This is a genomic window from Agromyces sp. NPDC056389 (genome assembly GCF_042262385.1).
Lineage (GTDB): Bacteria > Actinomycetota > Actinomycetes > Actinomycetales > Microbacteriaceae > Agromyces.
Genome location: NZ_JBHJPN010000001.1, coordinates 42,519 through 67,987 on the forward strand (window position 1 = coordinate 42,519; position 25,469 = coordinate 67,987).

Here is a 25,469-nt window from a genome sequence, read left to right on the forward strand (position 1 = left end):
GATGATCCGCCTGCTGGGCGACCGACTGGGAGAATGGTTCGCGTGAGAGCACTGCTGACCGCTGGGGCGTTGTCGCTCGCCTTCACGCTGTTTCTGACCCCGCTGTTCATCCGGCTGTTCACGCGGCTCGGGTGGGGGCAGTTCATCCGTGACGACGGGCCGCAGAGCCACCACGTCAAGCGCGGCACGCCCACCATGGGCGGCATCATCTTCATCCTCGGCACGCTGTTCGGGTACTTCGTGGCGACGCTCCTCGTGAGCGATGAGAAGCCCACGGCGTCGGGTCTGCTGGTGCTGTTCATGATGGTCGGACTCGGCATCGTGGGCTTCATCGACGACTTCCTGAAGACGCGCAAGAAGCAGAGCCTCGGGCTCGGCGGCTGGGCGAAGGTCGCAGGGCAGGTGATCATCGCCGGAGCGTTCGCCCTGCTCGCGCTCCAGTTCCCGAACGATCGCGGCGTCACACCGGCCGACACCAAGATCTCGTTCATCCGCGACCTGCCGCTCGACTTCATGGTGTTCGGCACGATCGTCGGCGTGGTTCTCTACGTCATCTGGATCTGCCTGCTCGCGGTCGGCACCTCGAACGCGGTCAACGTCACCGACGGCCTCGACGGGCTTGCGGGCGGTGCCTCGATCCTCGCGATCGGTTCGTTCGTCATCATCGGCTTCTGGCAGTTCAACCAGTCCTGCGCCTCGGTCGGCCTGAATCCAGACGACCGGTACCGCTGCTACGACGTTCGCGACCCGCTCGACATCGCGATCGTGGCGACCGCGATCGTCGGCGGCCTCATCGGCTTCCTCTGGTGGAACACGAATCCGGCGAAGATCTACATGGGCGACACCGGTTCGCTCGCCCTCGGCGGCGCCCTCGCCGCCCTCGCGATCGTCAGCCGCACCGAACTGCTCCTGCTGCTCATCGGCGGCCTCTTCGTGATCGAGACCGGTTCGGTGATCGTGCAGCGCGCCTACTTCAAGCTCACACGCGGCAAGCGCATCTTCCTGATGAGTCCGATCCACCATCACTTCGAACTGAAGGGTTGGGCCGAGGTCACGATCGTCGTGCGCTTCTGGATCATCGGCGGCCTGCTCGTCGCGGCCGGCGTCGGCGCCTTCTACTTCGAGTGGCTGCAGAGCTGATGGCGGATGCCGCTGCACCCCTGGCTGCTCGTCTCGATTCGCTGACCAGCTGGAACGCCGACTGGTCGGGTCTCCGCGTCGTCGTCATGGGCCTCGGCGTCACGGGGTTCGCCGTCGCCGACACACTGACCGAGCTCGGAGCCACGGTGCTCGTCGTCGCGCCCGAGGTCGACGACGACCGCGCGCGCATCCTCGAGGTCATCGGGGCCGGTCTGCTGCGGCATCCGCTCGATGCCGTGCCCGCCGAAGTCGCGGGCTTCGCGCCCGAGCTCGTCGTGGCCTCGCCAGGGTTCCACCCCGACCATCCGGTGCTCACGTGGGCGGCCGAGTCGTCGATCGCGGTCTGGGGCGACATCGAACTCGCCTGGCGCGTGCGCGACAAGGTGAACACCGCGGAGTGGATCCTCGTCACCGGCACGAACGGCAAGACGACGACGGTGCAGATGGCGGCGACGTTCCTCGCGGCGAACGGCCTGCGCGCCGCGCCGTGCGGCAACATCGGCGTGCCGGTGCTCGACGCGGTGCGCGACCCCGGCGGGTTCGACGTGCTCGTCGTCGAGCTCTCGAGCTACCAGCTGCACCACCTGCCGAAGTCCGGCCCCGGCGCACTGCACCCGTGGGCGAGCACCGTGCTCAACATCGCCGACGACCACCTCGACTGGCACGGCTCGTTCGAGGCCTACCGCGCCGCGAAGGCGACCGTCTACGAGAACACGAAGGTCGCATGCGTGTTCAACCGCGCCGACGAGGCGACGAGGCGCATGGTCGAAGACGCCGAGGTCGAAGAGGGCGCGCGCGCCATCGGCTTCGGTCTCGACGTGCCGGGGCCGAGCGACTTCGGCGTCGTCGAGGGCATCCTCTGCGACCGCGCCTTCCTCGACGACCGTCACTCCGCCGCACTCGAGATCATCACGCTCGACGAGTTGGAGCCGAGGGGGCTCACCGCTCCGCACGTGGTGGCGAACATCCTCGCGGCATCCGCCCTCGCGCGCTCGTTCGGCGTGCCGGTCGGCGTGATCCACGATGCGCTCGGCACATTCCGCCTCGATGCGCACCGCATCGAGACGGTCGCGGTCTCCGGCGGCATCCGCTGGGTCGACGACTCGAAGGCGACGAACCCGCACGCGGCAGAGGCGTCGCTGCGAGCATTCGGCAAAGTGGTCTGGATCGTCGGCGGCCTGTTGAAGGGCGTCGACGCCGATGCCCTCGTCGCCGCCCACGTGGCACGCCTCCGCGCCGCGATCGTGATCGGGGTCGAGCGCGCAGCGCTCGTCGAGGCGTTCCGCCGACACGCGCCCGAGCTGCCGCTCTTCGAAGTCGTCACGGATGACACTGAGACGGTGATGCCTGACGCGGTCGCAATGGCCGCGGCGGTCGCTGAAGAGGGCGACACCGTACTCCTCGCGCCCGCTGCGGCGTCGATGGACCAGTTCGCCGACTACGGCGATCGCGGACGGCGGTTCCACGACGCGGTCGGATCGATGCTGGGAGGTGAGGCGGATGGCGACTCCGCCCCGCGCGAACCGCTCCCAGGAGCCTGAGCCGACTGGCGTCTCCGCCGCCAGGATCCGTCTCGGTCGCGTCTTCCGCGTCGAATCGGCCGACTACTTCCTGCTGCTCGGCACGACGCTCTTCCTGGTCGTCTTCGGCCTCGTGATGGTGCTCTCCGCTTCCGTCGTGCAGTCGCACCTCGAAGACGAGAGCTTCTTCGCGCAGGCGCTGCGTCAGGGACTCTTCGCCGTCTTCGGCATCCCGATCATGCTCATCGCGAGTCGGATGCCCGAGAAGTTCTGGATGCGGCTCGCCTGGCCGACGCTCATCGTCGCGTGCGCATTGCAGCTTCTCGTCATCGCGACCCCGCTCGGCATCGAGGTCGGTGGCAACACGAACTGGATCCAGCTCGGCCCCATGCAGTTCCAGCCGTCGGAGCTGATCAAGGTGGCGCTCGTCATGTGGCTCGGCCTCATCGTCACCAAGAAGGAGGCGCTGCTCGGCGACTTCGTGCACGGCGTGCTGCCGATCGTGCTCGTCGGGGGCGGCGCCATCGGCCTCGTGCTCCTCGGCGGCGACCTCGGCACGGTCATGATCATGGGGGCCATGCTGCTCGGCGCCCTGTTCCTGATCGGCGTTCGACTGCGACTGCTGCTTCCGCCGATCTTCGCGGCCATCGTGCTGTTCGTGATCGTCGCGGTGTCGAGTGAGAACCGCATGCGGCGCATCACCTCCTTCCTCGACGCGAACTGCGAGAGCGGCGGCACGGGCGATGCGATCAGCGACTGCTGGCAGATCCAGCACGGATCGTTCGCCCTCGCGAACGGCGGTGTCTTCGGCGTCGGTCTCGGCAACTCCGCCGCGAAGTGGTCGTGGCTGCCCGCGGCCGACAACGACTTCATCTTCGCGATCATCGGCGAAGAGCTCGGGTTGATCGGTGCGATCGTCGTCATCGCGATGTTCGTCGTGCTCGCCGTCGCCCTCGGGCGCGTGCTGCGCGGTGCACGCACACCGTTCGGTCGCGCGGCGTCCGCAGCGGTGCTCGTGTGGATCATCGGTCAGGCGTGTGTCAATATCGGTGTCGTGCTCGGCGTCTTCCCTGTCCTCGGTGTCCCGTTGCCGCTCGTTTCCGCGGGTGGCACGGCTCTGCTCACCACGCTCTTCGCGATCGGCATCGTGCTGTCGGTCGCGCGCGATCCCGAGGCCCCGGCGCGTGCCGCGGCCCGGGCGGCTGCACGAAAGCGCGCCCGACCCGCAGCGACACGGGCCGCTCGATGACGACGTACCTCCTCGCCGGCGGCGGCACCGCCGGCCATGTGAACCCGCTGCTCGCCGTGGCCGACCGCCTGCGCGAACGCGACCCCGAGGCGTCCGTGCTCGTGCTCGGCACGGCGGAGGGCCTCGAGTCGCGCCTCGTGCCGGCGCGCGGGTACGAACTCCTGACGATCGCGAAGGTGCCGTTCCCGCGTCGGCCGAACCGTGCGGCGGCGGCCTTCCCCGCGCGGTTCCGCGAGTCGATCGCCGCGGTCCGCCGCATCATCGACGAGCGCGGCGTCGACGTCGTCGTGGGTTTCGGCGGCTACGTCTCGACACCGGCCTACCTCGCCGCGCGACGCGCCGGCATCCCCGTCGCGATCCACGAGGCGAACGCCCGTCCTGGTCTGGCGAACCGACTCGGCGCTCGATTCGCTGCGACGGTCGGCGTCGCGTTCGAGGGCACGCCACTGCCGCGGGCGCGGCTCGTGGGCATGCCGCTCCGGCGCGAGATCGAGACGCTCGATCCGGCCGCGCTGCGAGCTGAAGCCGCCGCCCACTTCGAACTCGACGCCTCGCGTCCGGTGCTGCTTGCGACGGGCGGCTCGCTCGGCGCACGTCGCATCAACCGCACGATGGTCGACTCGGCCATCGCGATCACGGCTGCGGGCTGGCAGGTGCTCCACGTGACGGGCGCGAACTCAGAGGTCGTCGACCCCGGTGTCGACGACTACCGCGTGGTCGAGTACGCCGATCGCATGGACCTCGCCCTCGCGGTCGCCGACGCAGCGGTCTCGCGCGCCGGGGCCGCGACGGTGTGCGAGCTCTCGGCGCTCGGCATCCCCGCGGCGTTCGTGCCGTACCCGGTGGGCAACGGCGAGCAGCGATTCAACGCCGCGGGCGTCGTCTCCGCGGGGGGCGCCGTGCTCGTCGACGATGCCGACTTCGTGCCTGCATGGGTCGATGCGACACTGCTGCCGATGCTCGGTGACACGGAGCGCCTTCGCGCCATGGCGGCCGCCGCGGCATCCGTGGGCTTCCGCGACGGCACCGACCGCATGGTCGCCCTCGTCGACGAGGCGCTCGGCGAGGCAGCCGGCGCCGGCCCGCAAGGCGCGTAACGTTGAGTGAGCGGATGTCGCGACATCCGTTCGCACGAACCCCGGCGCTTCGGCGCCCCGCACCCGTCCGCACTCGACCGCACCCAGGAAGAACCGCAGCACCGTGACGATCAAGCCCGACCTCTCCGCCCAGATCCCCGCCGAACTCGGCGCCGTGCACTTCGTCGGCATCGGGGGATCCGGCATGAGCGGCATCGCTCGACTCATGCTCGGCGATGGCCACCGGGTCACCGGATCCGACGTTCGCGACTCCGCGAACATCGCAGCCCTTCGCGAGCTCGGCGCCGAGATCGCGATCGGCCACGACGCCGCGAACCTCGCCGACGACATCGACACCGTGGTCGTCACCGGCGCGCTCTGGGAGGACAACCCCGAGTACCGCCTCGCGCTCGAGCGCGGCCTCCCGGTGCTGCACCGCTCGCTCGCCCTCGCCGCGCTCATCGCGGGCCGTCGCCTCGTCTCGGTTGCGGGCGCCCATGGCAAGACCACCTCCACCGGCATGATCGTCACTGGTCTCCTCGCGCTCGGCGAGGACCCGAACTTCGTCAACGGCGGCGTCATCGAGGGACTCGGCGTCTCGTCGGCCGCGGGCGCCGGCGAGCTGTTCGTCGTCGAGGCCGACGAGTCCGACGGCTCCTTCCTGCTCTACGACACCTCGGTCGCACTCATCACGAACGTCGACCCCGACCACCTCGACCACTACGGGTCGCGCGACGCCTTCGAGCAGGCATTCGTGACCTTCGCCGACGGCGCCCGCGAACTCGTCGTCGTCTCGTCGGACGATGCCGGTGCCAAGCGGGTCACCGAGAAGCTCTCGCACGATCGCGTGGTCACCTTCGGCCAGGCAGCGGATGCCACGGTGCGTGTGCACTCGGTCGAGACCGACGGCCCCGTCTCCTTCGCCGTTGACTACGCAGGCTCGACCTACCGCGCCACCCTGCTCATCCCCGGGCTGCACAACGCCATCAACGCGGCGGGTGCCTTCGCGGTGCTCGTCGGGCTCGGGTTCGACCCCGAGGCGTCGCTCGCCGGCATCGCCCGGTTCGCCGGCACCGGCAGGCGCTTCGAGCTGCACGGCACGGTCGGCGGCGTCAGCGTCTACGACGACTACGCCCACCACCCCACCGAGGTCGCCGCCGCGCTGGCTGCAGCGCGCACGGTGGTCGGCGAGGGCCGGATCATCGCCGTGCACCAGCCGCACACGTACAGCCGCACGCAGACCTTCGCCAAGGAGTTCGCCGAGGTGCTCGAGCAGTTCGCCGACGAGACCGTCGTGCTCGATGTCTACGGTGCGCGTGAGGACCCCGTGCCCGGGGTGACCGGTGCGCTCGTCAGCGAGCGTTTCGCCGACCCCGCACACGTCGCCTTCGTGCCCGACTGGCAGCAGGCCGCCGACTACACGGCGAGCATCGCCCGCAGCGGCGACTTCGTGATCACGCTCGGCTGCGGCGACGTCTACCGCATCGTGCCCCAGCTGCTCGGCTCGCTCGAGCGCGAGCGCGGATGACGCCGGAGCCCGCGTGAAACGGCCTCAGGGGTTCGACGGGCCGGCCGCACGTGCGCCCCGCGCGTCTCGTCCGGCCGCCGACGAGGTGCGGCCTTCCGAAGTCCGGCCTTCGGAGGCGCGCGCTTCGCAGGGGCAGCGCCCGTCGGCGACCTCGGGAACCCGTGCCGGCCGCGCGGCGCCCGGCGCTCACCGGTCGAACGGTCCGGGGCCCGGCTCCGCGGCCGATCAGGTCTCGACGGAACCGATCGCGATCGTGGTCTCGACCCCCGTGACGCCGCTCGTCGCGGGCGCGGGCGCGGGAGCCAGTTCGATCAGCGTCGGCACGCCCGGGCATTCGACCACGCCCGAGTTCGGCGAGGCTGGGGATCGTCCTGCGACCGAGAAGAGCGCGAGGGCTGCCAAACGCGAGCTCGCCGCCGCGGGCAGGGAACGTCGCAAGTACGAGCGTCAGGAGGTGCGGCGGTTCACGAAGCGCTCGCGCCGACGGCGGATCGCATGGTCGGTCGTACTCGGTTCGATCGTGGCGCTCGTCGTGGTCGTGGCCGTCGGCGCCTACTCGCCGCTCATGGCGCTCCGCGAGGTCCGCGTGGAGGGCGCCTCGCGCATCCCGGTCGCCGACGTGCAGGCGGCGTTCGACGACACGCTCGGCACGCCGTTGCCGCTCATCGCGAGCGCCGACGTGCTCGCGGCGCTCTCGGCGTTCCCGCTCATCGAGACGTACTCGACCGAGACGATCCCGCCGGGCACGCTCGTCGTGCGCATCGTCGAGCGGGTGCCGGTCGGCGTCGTCGACACGGGCTCGGGCCTCGAACTCGTCGACGCGGCCGGTGTCGTCATCGAGCGTCCGGCCGAACGCCCGGAGGGGCAACCGCTGATCGTCACCGAGGGCGGCGTCGCGGGGGAGGGCTTCCGAGCCGCGGCCGCGGTGATCCGGAGCCTGCCGGCCGAGGTTCGCGGACAACTCGTGGGCGCGTCGGCCGCGACGGCCGACGACGTGCGACTCGAGTTGTCAACCGGTGCGACCGTCGTCTGGGGGAGTGCTGAGGAGTCCGCCGCGAAGGCGGCCGTGCTCGCTCGACTGATGGTCGCCGCGCCACCCGACACCGTCGGCGAGTACGACGTGTCATCGCCGGCGAGTGCCGTGACGAGGTAGCCGGGGCATGAAATCGGTCGGATCTCCGCCGATCCGCCCGTCGGTTCGCGACACGCGGGTGATCCTTTCGCGGGAGAGGCCGCCGGGAGCCTACCGTCATCACAGGAATTGCATACTCAGCAAAACTTTAACCTTCGACTAGAGGTTCAGGGTTCAGAGTTCGCACGGAAGGCCGGTCATGTCGACAAACCAGAACTACCTCGCTGTCATCAAGGTCGTCGGGATCGGCGGCGGCGGTGTCAACGCCGTCAATCGCATGATCGAGCTCGGACTCCGCGGAGTCGAGTTCATCGCGATCAACACCGACGCGCAGGCGCTGCTCATGTCGGATGCCGACGTGAAGCTCGACGTGGGGCGCGACCTCACTCGCGGCCTCGGCGCCGGCGCGGACCCCGAGGTGGGCCGTCGCGCCGCCGAGGATCACGCCGAGGAGATCGAGGAGGCGCTCGCGGGTGCCGACATGGTGTTCGTCACCGCAGGCGAGGGCGGCGGCACGGGCACCGGCGGAGCCCCCGTGGTCGCTCGCATCGCGAAGTCGATCGGTGCGCTCACCATCGGTGTCGTCACGAAGCCGTTCGGCTTCGAGGGCAAGCGGCGCCAGACGCAGGCCGAGCAGGGCGTTGCGCGCCTGAAGGAAGAGGTCGACACCCTCATCGTGGTGCCGAACGACCGCCTGCTCGAGATCAGCGACCGCGGCATCTCGATGCTCGAGGCCTTCGCCACCGCCGACCAGGTGCTGCTCGCGGGTGTCCAGGGCATCACCGACCTCATCACGACGCCCGGCCTCATCAACCTCGACTTCGCCGACGTGAAGTCGGTCATGCAGGGCGCGGGTTCCGCGCTCATGGGCATCGGCTCCTCGCGGGGGGCCGATCGAGCGATCAAGGCGGCCGAACTCGCCGTCGCGAGTCCGCTGCTCGAGGCCTCGATCGACGGTGCCCACGGTGTGCTCCTCTCGATCCAGGGCGGGTCGAACCTCGGCATCTTCGAGATCAACGACGCCGCGCGACTCGTGCAGGAGGCCGTGCACCCCGAAGCGAACATCATCTTCGGCGCCGTCATCGACGACACGCTGGGCGACGAGGTGCGCGTCACGGTCATCGCCGCCGGATTCGACGGCGGCGAGCCGAATGCGAAGCCGGTCGAGGCGCGACGCACGAACTTCGTGCCCGCCGCCGTCGGTGCAGCGGTCGGCGGCGGCGCCATCTCGAGCGAGGCGGCCGACGTCATCGCCGAGATCGACATCGACGAGCTCGTCGAGACGGCGAACTGGGGCGAGGTCGAGACGGCGACGGCCGATCAGATCGTCTCGGACCCCGCGTTCGACACCGACGACGACGACCTCGACATCCCCGACTTCCTGAAGTGAGCGACGCGACGCCGGCCGCGGACTCCCTGGCCGGGCGCCTCGCACGGGTGGCCGGTCAGGTGTCGGATGCCGCGCGCGACGCGGGCCGCGACCCTGCCGAGATCACGACGATCGTCGTCACGAAGTTCCATCCTGCGGCCCTCGTGGCGCAGCTGGCGGAACTCGGAGTGCGCGATGTCGGCGAGAACCGCCACCAGGAGGCGCAGGCGAAGGCAGCCGAGCTGGCGGACCTCGACCTGCGCTGGCACTTCGTGGGGCAGCTGCAGAGCAAGAAGGCCAGGCAGGCGCGCGCGTACGCCTCGGCGATCCACTCGGTCGATCGTGCAGCACTCGTCGACGCGCTGCGTTCCGACGAGGCATCCGTCGACTGTTTCGTGCAGGTCAACCTCACCGACGATCCCGGGCGCGGAGGCGTCGCGCCGGATGCGCTCGAGGCGCTCGTCGAGCGCGTGCTCGAGGCGCCCGGGCTCCGCCTGCGCGGCCTCATGGCGGTCGCGCCGCTCGGCGAGCCCGCCCGGCCCGCATTCGCGCGCGTTCGCGCGTTGTCGGAGCAGGTGCGGAAACTCGAGCCGACCGCACAGGATCTGTCCATGGGGATGTCGCACGATTTTCGCGACGCGATCATGGAGGGTGCGACACACCTGAGAATCGGAACGGCAATCACCGGGAATCGGCCGGTCGCCGGTTAACCTCGAAGAGACGGAACACAGACGGAGGCAGCGATGTCGAACCCGCTCAAGAAGACGATGGTCTATCTCGGACTCGCCGATGAAGAGCTCGAAGAGGAGACCACGCAGGCCCACGCGCCCGCACCGGTGACCCCGGTCGCGAACGCGGCGCCCGCACCGAGGGCTGGTGCATCGGTCACGCCGCTGCGCAAGAACCATGTTCAACCGAGTACACCGCAGGCGGAGATGAACGAGATCCTGACCGTCCACCCGCGTCAGTATCGTGACGCACAGGTGATCGCCGAGTCGTTCCGCGAGGGCGTCCCCGTGATCATCAACCTCTCGCAGATGTCGGATGCCGACGCGCGTCGTCTCATCGACTTCGCGAGCGGCCTCTCGCAGGGCCTCTACGGCAAGATCGAGCGAGTGACGAGCAAGGTCTTCCTGCTCTCGCCCGCACACGTGGTCGTCTCGGGGGAGACCGGCGAGAGTGAAGGCGACGTGGACGCGTCGTTCTTCACGCACGCGTAGCCCGTCGTGGGCGCGCTGCTCGTCGTCTGGAACATCCTCTACCTGCTGCTGCTCATCTACTTCTTCGTGATGTGGGGGCGGTTCGTACTGGATCTCGTACGCACCTTCAACCGGTCATGGCGCCCTCGTGGTGCCTGGCTGGTCGTCGTCGAGGCCGTCTACAGCCTCACCGACCCGCCCGTGCGCTTCTTCCGGCGGCTCGTGCCGCCGATCCGCATCGGCCAAGTCGCATTGGATCTGGGGTGGAGTCTGGCCATGCTCGTCGTGATCGTTGCGATGACCGTGGTGTCCTTTCTGCAGCAGGCGGCGTCCATGCCCGGCTGATGATCTCCTGCGAGGGATGAGGTCGAGACGATCGGCACTCACGACTCTGAGGATGTCTTTGCTACCGTTAGCTGAACGTGATCGAACAAGTTCGACAGATTTGAGGGTGGAAAGCCATGGCGCTAACTCCGGAAGATGTGGTCAACAAGCGCTTCCAGGCGACGAAGTTCCGGGAAGGCTACGACCAAGACGAGGTCGACGACTTCCTCGACGAGGTCGTGGTGGAGCTTCGTCGACTGAACGGGGAGAACGAGGAGCTGCGTCAGCGGCTGTCCGCGGCCGAGGCCCGTGCTGCGGAGGCCGCCAAGGCACCCGCCGCCGCTGCGCCGGCAGCTGCCGCGGTCTACACCGAGCCGGCGGCTCCGCCGCCCACGGTCGCGGTGCCGATGCAGCAGCCCGTCTCGCAGCAGTCGGACTTCGACGAGCAGGCGAGCACGACGAACCTCCTGCAGCTCGCGCGCCGACTCCACGAGGAGCACGTCCGCGAGGGCGTCGAGAAGCGCGATGCGCTCATCGCCGAGGGTCACGCCACTGCCGCGCGAGTCGTCGCAGAGGCCGAGGCCAAGCAGCGCGCCCAGATCGGCGTGCTCGACCAGGAGCGCGTCGCGCTCGAGAAGCGCGTCGACGAGCTCCGCGTGTTCGAGCGCGACTACCGCGCGAAGCTGAAGAACTACATCGAGGGCCAGCTCCGCGAACTCGACACCGCAGCGCCGGTGCAGGTCACCGGCAACCAGGGCTTCTCGTCGCCGGTCGGTGCGCCCGCTGAGCAGCCGGCACCGACGTTCCAGGGCTTTGGAGGCTGAGCCGGCCGCGAAGGTCGGCTCCGCCACCGCCCTCCTGGTCGTGGCCGGCGCCGCACTGGCGGCGTACGGCCTCGACCAGCTGAGCAAGTTCCTCGTCGTCTCGAACCTCACCGAGGGTGAGATCGTGCCGGTGCTCGGTTCACTGCTCCAGTGGCAGTTCGTGCGGAACCCGGGGGCGGCGTTCTCGCTCGCGAGCGGCATGACCTGGATCTTCACGATCCTCGCCGCCGGTGTCATCACCTTCATCGTGTGGTTCGCGCGGCGCATCCGCTCGATCGCCTGGGCGGTCGTCTTCGGGCTCCTGCTCGGCGGCGTGCTCGGCAACCTGACCGATCGGCTCTTCCGCGAGCCGTCGTTCGGCCTCGGCCACGTGGTCGACTTCATCTCGACGCCATGGCTCATCCCGGCGATCTACAACGTCGCCGACATCGCCATCGTGTCGAGCATGGTGCTCTTCATGATCCTCACCATCCGCGGCATCGGCCTCGACGGTTCACGCGAGCTCCGGCCCGCGAAGCGCGACGCCGCCGAGAGCGTGCAGCGCGAGACGCCTGCGGCAGCGGCCGACGGCGATGCTCCGCTTCGCGAAGCCGCGACCGGAGCCTGATGGAGCACCGTTCCTTCCCCGTTCCAGACGGGCTCGAGGGCGCGCGCGTCGATGCCGGACTCGCGAAGCTGCTCGGCTTCTCACGCACGCTCGCGGCCGACATCGCGTCGGCCGGAGGCGTCTCGCTCGACGGGGCATCCGTCGACAAGTCCGACCGGCTCCGCGCCGGTGCCTGGCTCGAAGTGAGCTGGGAGGAACCGCGCGGGCTCACGATCGATCCGATCGCGGTACCCGACCTCGGCATCATCCACGACGACGACGACCTCGTGGTCGTCGACAAGCCGGCCGGCGTCGCCGCCCATCCCTCGGTGGGCTGGAACGGGCCGACCGTCGTCGGGGCGCTCGCGGCCGCGGGCTTCCGCATCTCGACGTCCGGGGCGTCCGAGCGTCAAGGCGTCGTGCACCGCCTCGACGCGGGCACCAGCGGCCTCATGGTCGTCGCCAAGTCGGAGCGCGCCTACACCGAGCTCAAGCGGCAGTTCCACGATCGCGAGGTGGAGAAGATCTACCACACGGTCGTGCAGGGCCACCCCGACCCGCTCGCCGGCACGATCGACGCGCCCGTCGGTCGTCATCCCCGCTCCGAGTGGAAGTTCGCGGTGACCGCCGACGGCAAGCACGCGGTCACCCACTACGAGACGATCGAGGCGTTCCCCTACGCGTCGCTGCTCGAGGTGCATCTCGAGACCGGTCGCACGCACCAGATCCGAGTGCACATGGCGGCGCAGCGGCATCCGTGCGCCGGTGACTCCATGTACGGAGCCGACCCGAGCCTGTCGGCGAAGCTCGGCCTCGACCGGCAGTGGCTCCACGCCAAGCAGCTCGCCTTCGCCCACCCGGGCGACGGCCGGTGGACGACGTTCGAGTCGGAGTATCCGGCCGACCTCGCGCACGCGCTCGGCGTGCTCCGCGGCGACTGAACCGCGCCGGCGGCGCCCCCGATGGGGGAGGTCGCACGTAGACTTCGAAGACCCCCGGAACAGACTCGCAACACCCCGATGAGGAGCCCAGTGGCCACCGATTCCTTCGTCCACCTGCACGTGCACAGCGAGTACTCGATGCTCGACGGCGCAGCGAGGGTGGGGGAGCTCATCCAAGCCGCGAAGGGCGAGGGCATGCCCGCGGTCGCGATCACCGACCACGGCAACGTGTTCGGCGCGTACGACTTCTGGAAGCAGGCGACCGACGCCGGCATCAAGCCGATCATCGGCACCGAGGCCTACATCACGCCGGGCACGGCACGCGGAGACAAGACCCGCATCAGGTGGGGCAACGGCGGCGGCGACGACGTCTCGGGTTCGGGCGCCTACACGCACATGACGCTCCTCTCCGAGACGACCGAGGGCATGCACAACCTCTTCCGTCTCTCGAGTCGCGCCTCGATCGAGGGCTACTACTTCAAGCCGCGCATGGACCGCGAACTCCTGTCGATGTACTCGAAGGGCCTCATCGCGACGACGGGCTGCCCGTCGGGAGAGGTGCAGACGCGCCTTCGGCTCGGCCAGTACGACGAGGCCGTCAAGGCGGCATCCGACTTCCGCGACATCTTCGGCAAGGAGAACTACTTCGCCGAGATCATGGACCACGGACTCGGCATCGAGCGCCGCATCATGGAGGACCTGCACCGGCTCGCGAAAGAGCTGAACCTGCCGCTCGTCGCCACGAACGACCTCCACTATACGCACGCAGCCGACGCCAAGAGCCACGCGGCGCTGCTCTGCGTGCAGTCGGGCTCGACGCTCGACGACCCCAACCGCTTCAAGTTCGACGCCGACGAGTTCTACCTGAAGACCGCGGCCGAGATGCGGCACGTGTTCCGCGACTACCCGGAGGCGTGCGACAACACCCTGCTGATCGCCGAGCGCGCCGACGTGCGGTTCAACACGAACGCCAACTACATGCCGCGGTTCCCCGTGCCGGAGGGCGAGAGCGAAGACACCTGGTTCGTGAAGGAGGTCGACCGCGGCCTCGAGGTGCGCTACCCGAACGGCATCCCGGCCGACGTGCGCAAGCAGGCCGACTACGAGGTCGGCGTCATCCTGCAGATGGGCTTCCCCGGCTACTTCCTCGTCGTCGCCGACTTCATCAACTGGTCGAAGAACAACGGCATCCGAGTGGGTCCGGGGCGAGGCTCCGGTGCCGGCTCGATGGCGGCGTACGCCATGCGCATCACCGACCTCGACCCGCTGCAGCACGGCCTCATCTTCGAGCGGTTCCTGAACCCCGACCGCGTCTCGATGCCCGACTTCGACGTCGACTTCGACGAGCGTCGTCGCGGCGAGGTCATCAGGTACGTGACCGAGAAGTACGGCGACGAGCGCGTCGCGCAGATCGTCACCTACGGCACGATCAAGGCCAAGCAGGCGCTCAAGGACTCCGGCCGTGTGCTCGGCTTCCCCTTCTCGATGGGCGAGAAGCTCACGAAGGCGATGCCGCCCGCGGTCATGGGCAAGGACATCCCGCTCACCGGCATCTTCGACACGAAGCACCCGCGGTACAAAGAGGCCTCCGACATCCGCGCCATCGTCGAGACCGATCCCGAGGCGAAGACCGTCTTCGAGACGGCGCTCGGCCTCGAGAACCTGAAGCGCCAATGGGGCGTGCACGCGGCCGGCGTGATCATGTCGAGCGATCCGCTCGTCGACATCATCCCGATCATGAAGCGCGAGCAGGACGGCCAGATCGTCACGCAGTTCGACTACCCGGCGTGCGAATCGCTCGGCCTCATCAAGATGGACTTCCTGGGGCTCCGCAACCTCACCATCATCGACGACGCCCTCGACAACATCGAGGCGAACCGCGGCCATCGCCCGGTGCTCGAAGACCTCGCGCTCGACGACCAGGGCGCCTACGACCTGCTCGCGAGGGGTGACACGCTCGGCGTCTTCCAGCTCGACGGCGGTCCCATGCGGTCGCTCCTGCGCCAGATGAAGCCCGACAACTTCGAAGACATCTCGGCCGTCATCGCGCTGTACCGACCGGGTCCGATGGGTGCCAACTCCCACATCAACTACGCGCTGCGCAAGAACAGCCTGCAGGAGATCACTCCGATCCACCCCGAGTTCGAGGAGTCGCTCCGGGAGATCCTCGACACGAGCTACGGCCTGATCATCTATCAGGAGCAGGTCATGGCGATCGCGCAGAAGGTCGCCGGCTTCTCACTCGGCCAGGCCGACATCCTGCGCCGCGCGATGGGCAAGAAGAAGAAGTCCGAGCTCGACAAGCAGTACGAGGGTTTCTCCGGTGGCATGAAGGCCAACGGCTATTCCGAAGCCGCGATCCAGAAGCTCTGGGAGATCCTGCTCCCGTTCTCGGACTACGCGTTCAACAAGGCGCACTCGGCCGCCTACGGCGTGCTGAGCTACTGGACCGCATACCTCAAGGCCCACTACCCGGCCGAGTACATGGCGGCGCTGCTCACGAGCGTCGGCGATGCGCGAGACAAGCTCGCGCTCTACCTCAACGAATGCCGTCGCATGGGCATCAAGGTGCTGCCGCCCGACGTGAACGAATCGATCGGTTACTTCGCCGCCGTCGGCGAGGACATCCGCTTCGGGCTCGGCGCGGTCCGCAACGTCGGGTTCAACGTGGTCGACGCGATCCGCACGGCACGCGAGACGAAGGGGCGGTTCGAGTCGTTCCACGACTTCCTGAAGAAGTCGCCGCTCCCGGTGGCGAACAAGCGCACGGTCGAGTCGCTCGTGAAGGCGGGCGCGTTCGACTCGCTCGGACACACGCGTCGCTCACTCGTCGAGATCCACGAGGGCGCGGTCGAATCGGTCGTGAAGGAGAAGCGGGCCGAGGAGGTCGGCGACTTCGGCTTCGACTTCGACAGCCTCTTCGACGACGACGAGCGGGATGCCGCGCCGTCGCTCGTGCCCGCGCGTCCGGAATGGCCGAAGAAGCAGAAGCTGGCATTCGAGCGCGACATGCTGGGGCTCTACGTGTCGGATCACCCGCTCGCCGGGCTCGAGGCGCCGCTCGCGAAGCACGCGTCGACGACGATCACCGAGTTGATGACCTCGGATTCGACGCAGGACGCCGACACCGTCACGGTCGCGGGTCTCGTCACGAGTGTTCAGCACCGCATCGCGAAGGCCTCGGGCAACCAGTACGGAATGATCACGGTCGAGGACTTCTCGGGCGAGATCACGGTGATGTTCATGGGCAAGGCCTATCAGGAGTTCGCGCCCGGCCTGCAGGCCGATTCGATCGTGGTCGTGCGCGGGCGGGTCAGCATGCGCGACGACGGCATGAACCTGCACGCCTACAGCGTGTTCACGCCCGAGATCGGTCAAGACGAGGAGTCGGGCATCGTGAGGATCATGCTGCCCGACCAGCGCGCGACGCAGGAGACGACCGAGGCGCTCCGAGACGTGCTCGTGCGTCATCGCGGCGACACGGAGGTTCGGATCACGCTGACGAAGGGCCGCGTCGGTCGCGTCTTCGAGATCGGGCAGTACCCGGTCAAGGTGACCGCCGACCTCTACGGGGAGCTGAAGAGCCTGCTCGGCCCGAACTGCCTCGTGTGACGACGACGAGTCGCGTGCGATGACGCGTCGATAGGCTGGAGACATCATGCTGCGCACCATCGACCTCCGCGGAACCCGACCGACGACGACCGGGCTCCTCGCCCTCGTGCCCCGGTCGGCGACCGACGTCTCGGCGGCCCTCGACGCCGCCCGCTCGATCATCGACGAGGTCCGCGAGCACGGCGAGACGGCCCTGCTCGACCAGGCCGAGCGCTTCGACGGCGTTCGCCCGGCGGCGATTCGCGTGCCGGCCGAAGAGCTGGCGGCGGCGCTCGAGGGACTCGCCCCCGAGATCCGCGCGGCAGCGATCCAGACGATCGATCGTGTGCGGGCCGCGAGCGAGGCCCAGGTTCCCGCGCCGCAGGTCACCCGGCTCGCACCGGGCGCCGTGGTCGAGCAGCGGTGGCAGCCGGTCGGCCGCGTCGGCCTCTACGTGCCGGGCGGCAAGGCGGTCTACCCGTCGAGCGTCATCATGAACGTCGTGCCCGCCCAGGTCGCGGGAGTGCGCTCGATCGCGCTCGCATCGCCGGCGCAATCGGAGTTCGGCGGCCGCATCCACCCGACCATCGCCGCCATCGCGGCACTTCTCGGCATCACCGAGGTCTACGCCATGGGTGGTGCCGGAGCGATCGGCGCCTTCGCGTACGGCGTCGATGGCATCGGTCTCGAGCCGGTGCAGCGCGTCACCGGCCCGGGCAACGTCTTCGTCGCGGCGGCGAAGCGGGTCGTGCAGAGCGTCACCGGCATCGACGCCGAGGCCGGGCCGACCGACATCCTCGTGATCGCCGATGACAGCGCCGACGCCGATTTCGTCGCGGCCGACCTCGTGAGCCAGGCCGAGCACGACGAACTCGCCGCTGCGGTGCTCGTCACCGACTCGCCCGATCTCGCCGCTCGGGTGGCCGAACGCCTCGAGGCGCGAGTCACGGCCGCGAAGCACAGCACACGGGTGCGCGCGGCGATCGACGGCGTGCAGTCGGCGCTCGTGCTCGTCGACGACCTCGAGCAGGCTGCCGACTTCGCGAACGCCTTCGGGCCAGAGCACCTCGAGATCCAGGTGCGCGACGTCGATGCCACGCTCGCCCGCATCGAGAACGCCGGCGCGATCTTCGTCGGTTCCTTCTCGCCGGTCAGCCTCGGCGACTACGCCGCGGGCTCGAACCACGTGCTGCCGACGGGCGGTCAGGCGCGCCACGCGGCCGGCCTCTCCGCGGCAACGTTCCTGCGCCCGCAACAAGTCGTGCGCTACGACGAGCAGGCCCTCCGCGAGGTCGCCCCGGTGATCGCCGCGCTCTCGACGGAGGAAGACCTTCCCGCCCACGGCGAGGCCGTCACCGCCCGGTTCCCGGGCTGAGACCGATCCGGCCCGTCGAGCGGCCTCGGCTGCGCGCTGACGGCCAGTGGTCGGCGCCGCCTCGGCCGCCGCCGCTAGGCTGGGAGCACCATGTACTGTCCCTTCTGCCGCCACCCCGATTCCCGCGTCATCGACTCCCGCACGAGCGATGACGGGCTCTCGATCCGGCGTCGCCGCCAGTGCCCCGAGTGCGGGCGTCGCTTCTCGACGACCGAGACGGCGAGTCTCGTCGTCATCAAGCGCTCCGGCGTGGTCGAGCCGTTCAGTCGCGAGAAGGTCGTGCTCGGTGTCCGGAAGGCGTGCCAGGGTCGACCGGTGACCGACTCCGACCTCGCGGTGCTCGCGCAGAAGGTCGAGGAGACCATCCGTTCGACGGGCGCGTCGCAGATCGAGGCGAACGACATCGGACTCGCGATCCTGCCGCCGCTCCGCGAGCTCGACGAGGTCGCGTACCTGCGCTTCGCGAGCGTGTACCAGGCGTTCGATTCGCTCGACGATTTCGAGTCCGCGATCGATCAGCTGCGTGAAGAGCACGGCCGTCTGCCTGCGCGACCGGTCGAGTGACGTCGAGGCCGCCGCTCCCACTCCGGTAGCCTGAGGCGCGATGTATCGACTTCTCTTCAGCGCCTTCCTCTCCCACATGGACCCGGAGGACGCGCACCACCTCGCGTTCCGCGTCATCCGCGGGCTGCCCACGCTGGGCTTCGGCAAGCTCGTCGAGCGCTTCACCGCGCCCGACCCGTCCCTCGCGGTCGACGCGCTCGGTCTGCGCTTCCCGTCGCCGTTCGGCGTCGCCGCCGGATTCGACAAAGACGGCTTCGCCGTTCGCGGCCTCGGAAACCTCGGGTTCGGGCACGTCGAGGTCGGTACGATCACGGCGGTCGCCCAGCCCGGCAACCCGCGCCCGCGGCTCTTCCGCCTCGTCGGCGACCGCGCGCTCGTGAACCGCATGGGCTTCAACAACGGCGGTGCGGATGCCGCGGCCGGCCGTCTCTCACGACTGTCGCGTCGCCGCGACCGCCCGGTGCTCGGCGTCAACATCGGCAAGAGCCGGGTCACCGCCGTCGAAGACGCCGTCGCCGACTACGAACGCAGCGCCCGCGTGCTCGCGCCGTTCGCCGACTACCTCGTGGTCAACGTCAGCTCGCCGAACACTCCCGGTCTTCGCGGCCTGCAGGAGATCGATTCGCTCGCCCCGCTGCTCGAGTCTGTTCGTGCGGCCGCCGGAGACACGCCGCTCCTCGTGAAGATCGCACCCGACCTCGACGATGCCGAGATCGTGCGCATCTGCGAGCTCGTCGACCGCCTCGGCCTCGACGGCATCATCGCGACCAACACGACGATCTCCCGCGAGGGGCTCACGGCCGATGCATCCGTCGTCGAAGCCATCGGGGCAGGCGGCCTCTCGGGCGCGCCGCTCGCCGCGCGATCGCTCGAGGTGCTGCGACTCATCCGCGCCCAGGTGCCCGCAGAGCTCTGCGTCGTCTCCGTCGGCGGCGTCGAGACCGCAGCCGACGTGCAGAACCGGCTCGATGCCGGAGCCACGCTCGTGCAGGGCTACTCGGCGTTCATCTATCGCGGACCGTTCTGGGCCAGGCACGTGAACCGGGGGCTCGCGAAGGTCGCTCGCAGCCGCCGCTCGGCCGTCGCCGCATAGCGAGCCAGCGCGCCCCCGAAGGTCTGGGGCGCCGAGGTTCGAGCAGGGCGGGCTTCAGAGCACGCCGAGGTCGGCGAGCCGGTCCGCGATCGTCGAGCCGTCGTTCGCCGACACCCACGGCACGCCTGCGCCGTGCTGCTCGCCCTTGGTGCGGCCTCCGGCGAGTACCGCCTCTCCCTTGGAGAGGCGGCGGATCGCGACGGCGGCGACCTTGTCGGGGTGCTCGAGCGCGAATCGCTCGTAGTGCTCCTCGTCGTGCTGGCCGTCGTCGCCGATGAGCAGCCAGCGCACGTCGGGGAACTCCTCGGCGAGACGCCGGAGGTTCTCCTGCTTGTGCTCGCGGCCGCTCCGGAACCAGCGATCATGCGTCGGGCCCCAGTCGGTGAGCAGCAGCGGCCCGGCCGGATAGAGGTTGCGCGAGAGGAATCTCGTGAGCGTCGGCGCGACGTTCCACGCCCCCGTCGAGAGGTAGATGACGGGGGAGCCCGGGTGGGAGCGCACGAGGCGCTCGAACAGCACGGCCATGCCGGGAGTCGGGATGCGCGCGTGCTCGTCGAGCACGAAGGTGTTCCAGAAGGCGACGAGCGGCCTGGGGAGCGCCGTGACCATCACGGTGTCGTCGACGTCGGAGATGATGCCGAATCGCACGTCGGGCCCGACGATCCAGATCGGCGCCTCGACCGGTTCGGATCCCTCGGTGTGCAGCGTCGCGCGATGCCAGCCGGGCTCGAGGGAGACCGGCACCTTCGTGTCGACGACACCGCCGCGATCGGCGAGCACCTCGATGCGGGTGCCGCCGACCTCGATCACCACGGGTACGCCGCCGACGGGCACGCTCGTGAAGCTGCGCCATCCGCGAATGCCCTGCTCGCCTCTGCGGCGGCGGCGCTTCGACGTCTCGTTGGGGTCGACCGGCTTGCTGAGCAGGACTCGGCAGAGCACGCGCACCCATTCGGTCGATCCGTAGCCGGTGTAGGGCACGATGGTCGGCCTGTGGCCGCGGCGTCGCGCCCAGCGCTCGCGCAGGTCGTGCACCCAGTCTTCGGCGCGCGCGGCACGATGCCGGACCTGGCGCTCTCGTTGTCCGGCCGGAAGGGGGGAGCTCGCCGGCATCCACTCAGTCTGTCATGCGTCGACGCCGGGTCGCGAAACGAACCGGGAATGGTCGGATGACCCGTGCCGCTCCGGGTAGAGTGGACGGGCAACTGAGGAGGTTCCGTGCCGAATGTCGACCTGATCCTGGGGGCCGATCCGAGCCGGAGACGCTCGATCCGCACCGAGCCGACCCAGCGACGCAGTACGCAGCGGCTCGACGCGCTGCTCGACGCGGCGGCGGAGATCGTCGACGAGTCCGGGTTCGAGCGGCTGACCACGCAGATGGTCGCCGAGCGCGCCGGCGCCTCGATCGGCACGGTCTACCGCTACTTCCCCGACCGCGTCGCCGTGCTGTACGCACTCCGCGAGCGCTCGGTCCGGCGCTTCCGCGAACGCATCGCCGACGACCTCGTCGAGGTCGACCTCGTCAACTGGTGGCACGTCATGGACGTGGCGATCGACGCCTGCGCCGCGATGTACCGCGACGAGCCCGGCTTCAGCGTCGTGCACGCCGCGCGCCGTGAGACCCCCGAGGGTGACATCGAACCCGAGCTCGCCCACCGGCTGGCGCGTCTCATCGAGGCGGAGTTCGGCGGCGACCTCGACCTCGCCGAGCTGCGGTTCCGTCTCGGCGTCTCGATCGAGCTCGGCGATGCGCTCATCAGCCGCGCCTTCGAACGTGAAGTGACCGGTGACGAGCGCTACCTCGCCGAGGCGAAGCGACTCGTGCACGACTACCTCGCCGAGCACCTCGGTGAGGCGCGCAGCGCCAGCAACGCCGCCTGACGCACCGCCAGCAGCAGACGCGCCGCGTCTCGTTCGTTGCCTCGGCACGCGATTGGTGTTTGGCTGGAAGCCGGTTCGGCGAACGCCGGGCCTGGAATGAGGCAGCATGATCGAGTTCCGGGGCGTCAGCAAGCAGTTCCCCGACGGCACCGTCGCAGTCGCAGGCGTCGACATCGTCATCCCGCCGCGCAAGACGACCGTCTTCGTCGGCTCCTCGGGTTCCGGCAAGACGACCCTCCTGCGCATGATCAACCGCATGGTCGATCCGACGGCGGGACAGGTACTGATCGACGGCACGGATGTCGCGACGCTCGAGCCCGTGGCACTGCGGCGCAGCATCGGCTACGTGATGCAGAACTCGGGACTGCTGCCGCACCGCAAGGTCATCGACAACGTCGCGACCGTGCCCATGCTCCGTGGCGAGAAGAAGCGCGAGGCGCACGCGCGGGCGCTCGAACTGCTCGACACGGTGGGCCTCGACCGCTCGCTCGCCGACAAGTACCCGAGCCAGCTCTCGGGCGGCCAGCAGCAGCGGGTGGGCGTCGCGCGGGGTCTCGCGGTCGACCCCAACATCCTGCTCATGGACGAACCGTTCGGCGCCGTCGACCCGATCGTGCGCGCGGAGCTGCAGCAGGAGCTGCTGCGCCTGCAGGGCGAACTGGGCAAGACCGTCGTCTTCGTGACGCATGACATCGACGAGGCGTTCCTGCTCGGCGATCAGGTCGTCATCATGCAGCACGGCGGGCAGATCTCGCAGGCGGCATCGCCGGCCGAGATCCTCGCGAACCCCGCCGACGACTTCGTCGCCGACTTCGTCGGCGCGAACCGCGGCAAGCGAGCCCTGCACGTGACCGAGGTCGACGGTCGACGGCTCGTCGTCGACGCCGACGGCCGCCCGGCGGGAGTGCTCGCCTCGTGAACTGGCTCTGGTCGAATCTCGACCTGGTCGGTGAGCTGATGCTGACCCATCTGGCATTGTCGGTGCCCGCGATCATACTGAGCTTCGTGATCTCGGTTCCGATCGGATGGCTCGCGCACCGCTACCGGTGGTCGCGAGGAGTGCTGCTCTCGATCTGCGGCCTCCTCTACGCGATCCCGTCGCTCGCCCTGCTCATCGCGCTGCCGGTCGTCACCGGGCTGCGGACCACGTCGCCGCTCAACCTCGTGATCGCGCTCACGCTGTACGGCATCGCCGTGATCGTGCGGACCGCCGCCGACGCCTTCGACGCCGTCGAGCCCGACGTGCGGCAGTCGGCGACCGCGATCGGCTACTCGCCGGCAGGCCGGTTCTGGGGCGTCGAGCTGCCGCTCGCGGGCCCCGTGCTGCTGTCGGGCTTGCGCGTCGTGATCGTGAGCACCGTGAGTCTCGCGACGATCGGGGCCGTGATCGGCGTGCAGAGCCTCGGCAGCCTCTTCACCGACGGCCTCCAGCGCGGTATCCAGATCGAGATCATCACGGGCATCGTCGCCACGATGGTGCTGGCGATCGGCCTCGACTGGGCGAGCGTCGCCGTCGGTCGGCTGCTCATGCCGTGGTCGCGCCCGGATGCGAAGACGAGCAAGGCCGCATCGACGACGCTCGTGAAGGCGGCGGATGCCCTGTGAACCTTCTCTTCGAGGGCATCGCCTGGATCCTCGATCCAGCCAACTGGACCGGCGTCGGCAGCATCCCAGAGCGCATCGGGCAGCACCTCGCGATCTCGGCGACAGTGCTCCTCATCGCCGCCGTCATCGCGCTGCCGATCGGAATGTTCGTCGGGCACACGGGCCGGGGCAAGGAGCTCGCGGTGACCGTGTCGGGCGGATTGCGCGCCCTCCCGACGCTCGGCCTGCTCACCCTCCTCGCGCTGTGGCTGGGCATCGGACTCCAGGCGCCGATCATCGCCCTCGTCGTGCTGGCACTGCCACCGCTGCTCGCCGGCGCATACGCGGGTCTCGAGTCCGTCGACCGACGCACCGTCGATGCGGCACGCGCGATGGGCATGCGAGAGCGGCAGATCGTCGGCAAGGTCGAGGTGCCGCTCGGCATGCCGATCATCGTCGGCGGCATCCGCTCGGCGACGCTGCAGATCGTGGCGACCGCGACGCTCGCCGCCTACATCGCCGACGAGGGACTCGGCCGGTACATCTTCGCCGGTCTGAAGACACGCGACTACGCCGAGATGCTCGGCGGCTCGATCCTCGTGATCCTGCTCGCCCTCGCGATCGACGGCCTCTTCGCGATCACGCAGCGCCTCGTCGTGCCCGTCGGCGTGCGGGCGACCAGGACCAGAGAGCTCCGCTCGCGGCCGACCCGGCCCCGAGCGGTCGTGGGGCAACCCATCACCGAAGGGAATCGAGAATGAACACCGCAGGAAAAGGCCGGCTGCTTGCACTCGCAGCAGTCGCGGTCGGGGCGACAGTGGCCCTGGCAGGGTGCGCGTCGGGCGATCCGCTGGACAGCGGATCGAGCACCGACGGCGCTTCGTCGGAGACCATCGTCGTCGGCTCGCAGGACTACTACTCCAATGAGATCATCGCCGAGATCTACGCGCAGGCGCTCGAGGCCAACGGCTTCACGGTCGAACTGCAGCCGCGCATCGGCCAGCGCGAGGTCTACATCCCCGAGATCGAGGCGGGCGAGATCGACGTCTTCCCCGAGTACACGGGCAATCTGCTGCAGTACTACGTGCCCGACACGACGGCCACGACGAGCGAGGACGTCTACGCCGAGCTCGAGACGTCGCTCCCCGAGGGGCTCCGCGTGCTCGACCAGTCGCCCGCGACCGATCAGGACTCCTACAACGTGACCAAGGAGTTCTCGGAGGCGAACGGCGTGACGAGTCTCGCCGACCTCGCGAAGGTCACGACCCCGCTGACCCTCGGCGGCAACTCCGAGCTCGAGACGCGTCCCTACGGACCGACCGGCCTGAAAGAGGTCTACGGGGTCGACGTCGCGTTCACGCCGATCGAAGACAGCGGCGGCCCGCTGACGCTCAAGGCGCTCGTCGACGACCAGGTTCAGCTCGTCAACATCTACAGTGCCGACCCGAACATCAAGGCGAACGACCTCGTGACGCTCGAAGACCCCGAAGGGCTCTTCCTCGCGTCGCACGTCGTGCCGGTCGTGAGCGAGAAGGTCACCGACGAGATGGCCGATGTCATCAACACGGTGAGCGAAGCGCTCACCGCCGAAGACCTCGTCGCGCTCAACGCGTTGAGTGTCGACGAGCAGCAGTCCGCCGACCAGATCGCGAAGGACTGGCTCGCCGAGAAGGCGCTGTTCTAGCGGTTCGCGTCGAGATTCGAGGGGTCGGATGCCGCGGCATCCGGCCCTTCGTCGTCGAGTGCGACCGTCACCGCGTCGGACGACGCGTCCGCCGGGGCATCCGTCGCCACCATGTGCTTGGCCTCGGAGCGCACGAGGAGCTTCTTCACGCCCCACGCGGCGGCGAGGAAGAGCGCGATCACCGCGACGAACAGGTAGCCCGCCCAGTGCAGCTCGCGGCTCAGCTCGCGGTAGCTGCCTGCGGCGAGCCAGCCGACGGTCACGTAGGCGAAGGCCCAGATGACGCACGCGGGCACGGTCCACGCCATGAACTTGCGGTACCGCATCGAGCTCATGCCGACGGTGAGGGGGATGAGCGAGTGCAGCACCGGCAGGAACCGGGAGATGAAGACCGCAGGGCCGCCGCGGCGGTCGAGATAGCGCTCGGCCCGCGCCCAGTTCTCGTCGCCGATCTTGCGCCCGACCCACGAGCGATGGATGTGCGGGCCGAACCACCGGCCGAGCGCGAAGCCGATGCTCTCGCCGATGAGTGCACCGATGATGACCGTGAACGTGAGCGCGAAGTACTCGCCGATGCTGTCGACGGCTGTCGAGGCGACGATCACGATCGTGTCGCCCGGCACGACGAGGCCGATGAGCACGGAGGTCTCGAGCAGCATGCCGAGCCCGGCGAGCAGGGTGCGGGCGATCGGGTCGACAGCCTGAACGGTGTCGAGGATCCAGTCGAGGATCTCGTTCATCGTTCGAGCGTAGCGAGGCGCCCTGAACGACCGCATCAGTCCGCAGTCTGATTCGCCCGCGGGGCACTC

General features: G+C 69.2%; 24 protein-coding genes. 22 read left to right on the forward strand and 2 right to left on the reverse strand.

Going from position 1 to position 25,469, the window contains the following annotated elements:
* Positions 1-42 precede the first annotated feature (42 nt).
* The 17 genes from mraY (at position 43) to ACFCVM_RS00305 (ending at position 19,511) form a co-directional block, all read left to right on the forward strand.
* Positions 43-1,140: a phospho-N-acetylmuramoyl-pentapeptide-transferase gene (mraY, locus tag ACFCVM_RS00225; protein WP_375832532.1), complete on the forward strand. Its 1,098-nt coding sequence runs from the start codon at positions 43-45 to the stop codon at positions 1,138-1,140.
* Positions 1,140-2,681 carry a UDP-N-acetylmuramoyl-L-alanine--D-glutamate ligase gene (gene murD, locus ACFCVM_RS00230; RefSeq protein WP_375836605.1) on the forward strand — a complete coding sequence of 514 codons (1,542 nt, stop codon included), beginning with the start codon at positions 1,140-1,142 and terminating at the stop codon, positions 2,679-2,681. Before mraY ends, murD begins: the two co-directional genes overlap by 1 nt.
* Positions 2,641-3,909 carry a putative lipid II flippase FtsW gene (gene ftsW, locus ACFCVM_RS00235; RefSeq protein ID WP_375832534.1) on the forward strand — a complete coding sequence of 423 codons (1,269 nt, stop codon included), beginning with the start codon at positions 2,641-2,643 and terminating at the stop codon, positions 3,907-3,909. Before murD ends, ftsW begins: the two co-directional genes overlap by 41 nt.
* On the forward strand, positions 3,906-5,006 hold the full coding sequence (locus ACFCVM_RS00240) for a glycosyltransferase (RefSeq protein ID WP_375832536.1): 1,101 nt from the start codon (positions 3,906-3,908) through the stop codon (positions 5,004-5,006). Before ftsW ends, ACFCVM_RS00240 begins: the two co-directional genes overlap by 4 nt.
* A 103-nt stretch (positions 5,007-5,109) precedes the next feature.
* Positions 5,110-6,513, forward strand: coding sequence for a UDP-N-acetylmuramate--L-alanine ligase (gene murC, locus ACFCVM_RS00245; protein WP_375832538.1), 1,404 nt, complete (start codon positions 5,110-5,112; stop codon positions 6,511-6,513).
* Between the two features lie 253 nt (positions 6,514-6,766).
* Positions 6,767-7,666 (forward strand): FtsQ-type POTRA domain-containing protein, encoded by a 900-nt coding sequence (locus ACFCVM_RS00250; protein WP_375832540.1) that lies wholly within the window; start codon positions 6,767-6,769, stop codon positions 7,664-7,666.
* 178 nt (positions 7,667-7,844) lie between these two features.
* On the forward strand, positions 7,845-9,035 hold the full coding sequence (ftsZ, locus tag ACFCVM_RS00255; RefSeq protein ID WP_074259252.1) for a cell division protein FtsZ: 1,191 nt from the start codon (positions 7,845-7,847) through the stop codon (positions 9,033-9,035).
* On the forward strand, positions 9,032-9,724 hold the full coding sequence (locus ACFCVM_RS00260; protein WP_375832543.1) for a YggS family pyridoxal phosphate-dependent enzyme: 693 nt from the start codon (positions 9,032-9,034) through the stop codon (positions 9,722-9,724). The genes ftsZ and ACFCVM_RS00260 overlap by 4 nt, the downstream gene beginning before the upstream one ends.
* 33 nt (positions 9,725-9,757) lie before the next feature.
* Positions 9,758-10,234, forward strand: a complete 477-nt coding sequence (locus ACFCVM_RS00265) for a cell division protein SepF (RefSeq protein ID WP_375832545.1) — start codon at positions 9,758-9,760, stop codon at positions 10,232-10,234.
* 6 nt (positions 10,235-10,240) lie between these two features.
* On the forward strand, positions 10,241-10,558 hold the full coding sequence (locus ACFCVM_RS00270) for a YggT family protein (RefSeq protein WP_375832547.1): 318 nt from the start codon (positions 10,241-10,243) through the stop codon (positions 10,556-10,558).
* Positions 10,559-10,674: 116 nt separating this feature from the next.
* Positions 10,675-11,361 (forward strand): DivIVA domain-containing protein, encoded by a 687-nt coding sequence (locus ACFCVM_RS00275; protein ID WP_375832549.1) that lies wholly within the window; start codon positions 10,675-10,677, stop codon positions 11,359-11,361.
* Positions 11,351-11,968: a signal peptidase II gene (lspA, locus tag ACFCVM_RS00280; RefSeq protein ID WP_375832551.1), complete on the forward strand. Its 618-nt coding sequence runs from the start codon at positions 11,351-11,353 to the stop codon at positions 11,966-11,968. The genes ACFCVM_RS00275 and lspA overlap by 11 nt, the downstream gene beginning before the upstream one ends.
* Positions 11,968-12,888, forward strand: coding sequence for an RluA family pseudouridine synthase (locus ACFCVM_RS00285; RefSeq protein WP_375832553.1), 921 nt, complete (start codon positions 11,968-11,970; stop codon positions 12,886-12,888). The genes lspA and ACFCVM_RS00285 overlap by 1 nt, the downstream gene beginning before the upstream one ends.
* A 78-nt stretch (positions 12,889-12,966) precedes the next feature.
* Positions 12,967-16,500, forward strand: coding sequence for a DNA polymerase III subunit alpha (gene dnaE / locus ACFCVM_RS00290; protein ID WP_375832555.1), 3,534 nt, complete (start codon positions 12,967-12,969; stop codon positions 16,498-16,500).
* Positions 16,501-16,546: 46 nt separating this feature from the next.
* Positions 16,547-17,854 (forward strand): histidinol dehydrogenase, encoded by a 1,308-nt coding sequence (gene hisD / locus ACFCVM_RS00295; RefSeq protein WP_375832557.1) that lies wholly within the window; start codon positions 16,547-16,549, stop codon positions 17,852-17,854.
* Between the two features lie 90 nt (positions 17,855-17,944).
* Positions 17,945-18,418, forward strand: coding sequence for a transcriptional regulator NrdR (gene nrdR / locus ACFCVM_RS00300; RefSeq protein ID WP_056008298.1), 474 nt, complete (start codon positions 17,945-17,947; stop codon positions 18,416-18,418).
* 40 nt (positions 18,419-18,458) lie between these two features.
* Positions 18,459-19,511, forward strand: a complete 1,053-nt coding sequence (locus ACFCVM_RS00305; RefSeq protein ID WP_375832560.1) for a quinone-dependent dihydroorotate dehydrogenase — start codon at positions 18,459-18,461, stop codon at positions 19,509-19,511.
* A 54-nt stretch (positions 19,512-19,565) separates the two neighbouring features.
* On the opposite strand, the gene ACFCVM_RS00310 is transcribed toward ACFCVM_RS00305, so the two are convergent.
* Positions 19,566-20,624: an App1 family protein gene (locus ACFCVM_RS00310; protein ID WP_375832562.1), complete on the reverse strand. Its 1,059-nt coding sequence runs from the start codon at positions 20,622-20,624 to the stop codon at positions 19,566-19,568.
* 105 nt (positions 20,625-20,729) lie between these two features.
* On the opposite strand from ACFCVM_RS00310, the gene ACFCVM_RS00315 reads away from it, so the two are divergent.
* The 5 genes from ACFCVM_RS00315 to ACFCVM_RS00335 all read left to right on the forward strand — a co-directional run bounded on the left by ACFCVM_RS00315 (position 20,730) and on the right by ACFCVM_RS00335 (position 24,660).
* Positions 20,730-21,392, forward strand: coding sequence for a TetR family transcriptional regulator (locus ACFCVM_RS00315; protein WP_375832564.1), 663 nt, complete (start codon positions 20,730-20,732; stop codon positions 21,390-21,392).
* 106 nt (positions 21,393-21,498) lie between these two features.
* Positions 21,499-22,311 (forward strand): ABC transporter ATP-binding protein, encoded by an 813-nt coding sequence (locus tag ACFCVM_RS00320; RefSeq protein WP_375832566.1) that lies wholly within the window; start codon positions 21,499-21,501, stop codon positions 22,309-22,311.
* A complete protein-coding gene (locus ACFCVM_RS00325) occupies positions 22,308-22,997 on the forward strand; it encodes an ABC transporter permease (RefSeq protein ID WP_375832568.1) in 690 nt (229 codons plus the stop codon). The genes ACFCVM_RS00320 and ACFCVM_RS00325 overlap by 4 nt, the downstream gene beginning before the upstream one ends.
* Positions 22,994-23,737, forward strand: coding sequence for an ABC transporter permease (locus tag ACFCVM_RS00330; RefSeq protein ID WP_375832570.1), 744 nt, complete (start codon positions 22,994-22,996; stop codon positions 23,735-23,737). The genes ACFCVM_RS00325 and ACFCVM_RS00330 overlap by 4 nt, the downstream gene beginning before the upstream one ends.
* Positions 23,734-24,660: an ABC transporter substrate-binding protein gene (locus ACFCVM_RS00335; protein WP_375832572.1), complete on the forward strand. Its 927-nt coding sequence runs from the start codon at positions 23,734-23,736 to the stop codon at positions 24,658-24,660. The genes ACFCVM_RS00330 and ACFCVM_RS00335 overlap by 4 nt, the downstream gene beginning before the upstream one ends.
* Here ACFCVM_RS00335 and ACFCVM_RS00340 read toward each other — a convergent pair.
* Complete coding sequence (locus ACFCVM_RS00340) at positions 24,657-25,400, reverse strand: DedA family protein (protein WP_375832574.1); 744 nt, start codon at positions 25,398-25,400, stop codon at positions 24,657-24,659. The genes ACFCVM_RS00335 and ACFCVM_RS00340 overlap by 4 nt on opposite strands.
* Positions 25,401-25,469: the final 69 nt, after the last annotated feature.

Excerpts from the sequence above, each read along its gene's own strand:
- murD (WP_375836605.1), top strand. The coding sequence starts at position 1,140 with ATGGCGGATGCCGCTGCACCCCTGGCTGCTCGTCTCGATTCGCTGACC.
- ftsW (WP_375832534.1), top strand. The coding sequence starts at position 2,641 with ATGGCGACTCCGCCCCGCGCGAACCGCTCCCAGGAGCCTGAGCCGACT.
- ACFCVM_RS00240 (WP_375832536.1), top strand. The coding sequence starts at position 3,906 with ATGACGACGTACCTCCTCGCCGGCGGCGGCACCGCCGGCCATGTGAAC.
- ftsZ (WP_074259252.1), top strand. The coding sequence starts at position 7,845 with ATGTCGACAAACCAGAACTACCTCGCTGTCATCAAGGTCGTCGGGATC.
- ACFCVM_RS00265 (WP_375832545.1), top strand. The coding sequence starts at position 9,758 with ATGTCGAACCCGCTCAAGAAGACGATGGTCTATCTCGGACTCGCCGAT.
- ACFCVM_RS00275 (WP_375832549.1), top strand. The coding sequence starts at position 10,675 with ATGGCGCTAACTCCGGAAGATGTGGTCAACAAGCGCTTCCAGGCGACG.
- ACFCVM_RS00285 (WP_375832553.1), top strand. The coding sequence starts at position 11,968 with ATGGAGCACCGTTCCTTCCCCGTTCCAGACGGGCTCGAGGGCGCGCGC.
- dnaE (WP_375832555.1), top strand. The coding sequence starts at position 12,967 with ATGAGGAGCCCAGTGGCCACCGATTCCTTCGTCCACCTGCACGTGCAC.
- hisD (WP_375832557.1), top strand. The coding sequence starts at position 16,547 with ATGCTGCGCACCATCGACCTCCGCGGAACCCGACCGACGACGACCGGG.
- nrdR (WP_056008298.1), top strand. The coding sequence starts at position 17,945 with ATGTACTGTCCCTTCTGCCGCCACCCCGATTCCCGCGTCATCGACTCC.
- ACFCVM_RS00305 (WP_375832560.1), top strand. The coding sequence starts at position 18,459 with ATGTATCGACTTCTCTTCAGCGCCTTCCTCTCCCACATGGACCCGGAG.
- ACFCVM_RS00310 (WP_375832562.1), bottom strand. The coding sequence starts at position 20,624 with ATGCCGGCGAGCTCCCCCCTTCCGGCCGGACAACGAGAGCGCCAGGTC.
- ACFCVM_RS00320 (WP_375832566.1), top strand. The coding sequence starts at position 21,499 with ATGATCGAGTTCCGGGGCGTCAGCAAGCAGTTCCCCGACGGCACCGTC.
- ACFCVM_RS00335 (WP_375832572.1), top strand. The coding sequence starts at position 23,734 with ATGAACACCGCAGGAAAAGGCCGGCTGCTTGCACTCGCAGCAGTCGCG.
- ACFCVM_RS00340 (WP_375832574.1), bottom strand. The coding sequence starts at position 25,400 with ATGAACGAGATCCTCGACTGGATCCTCGACACCGTTCAGGCTGTCGAC.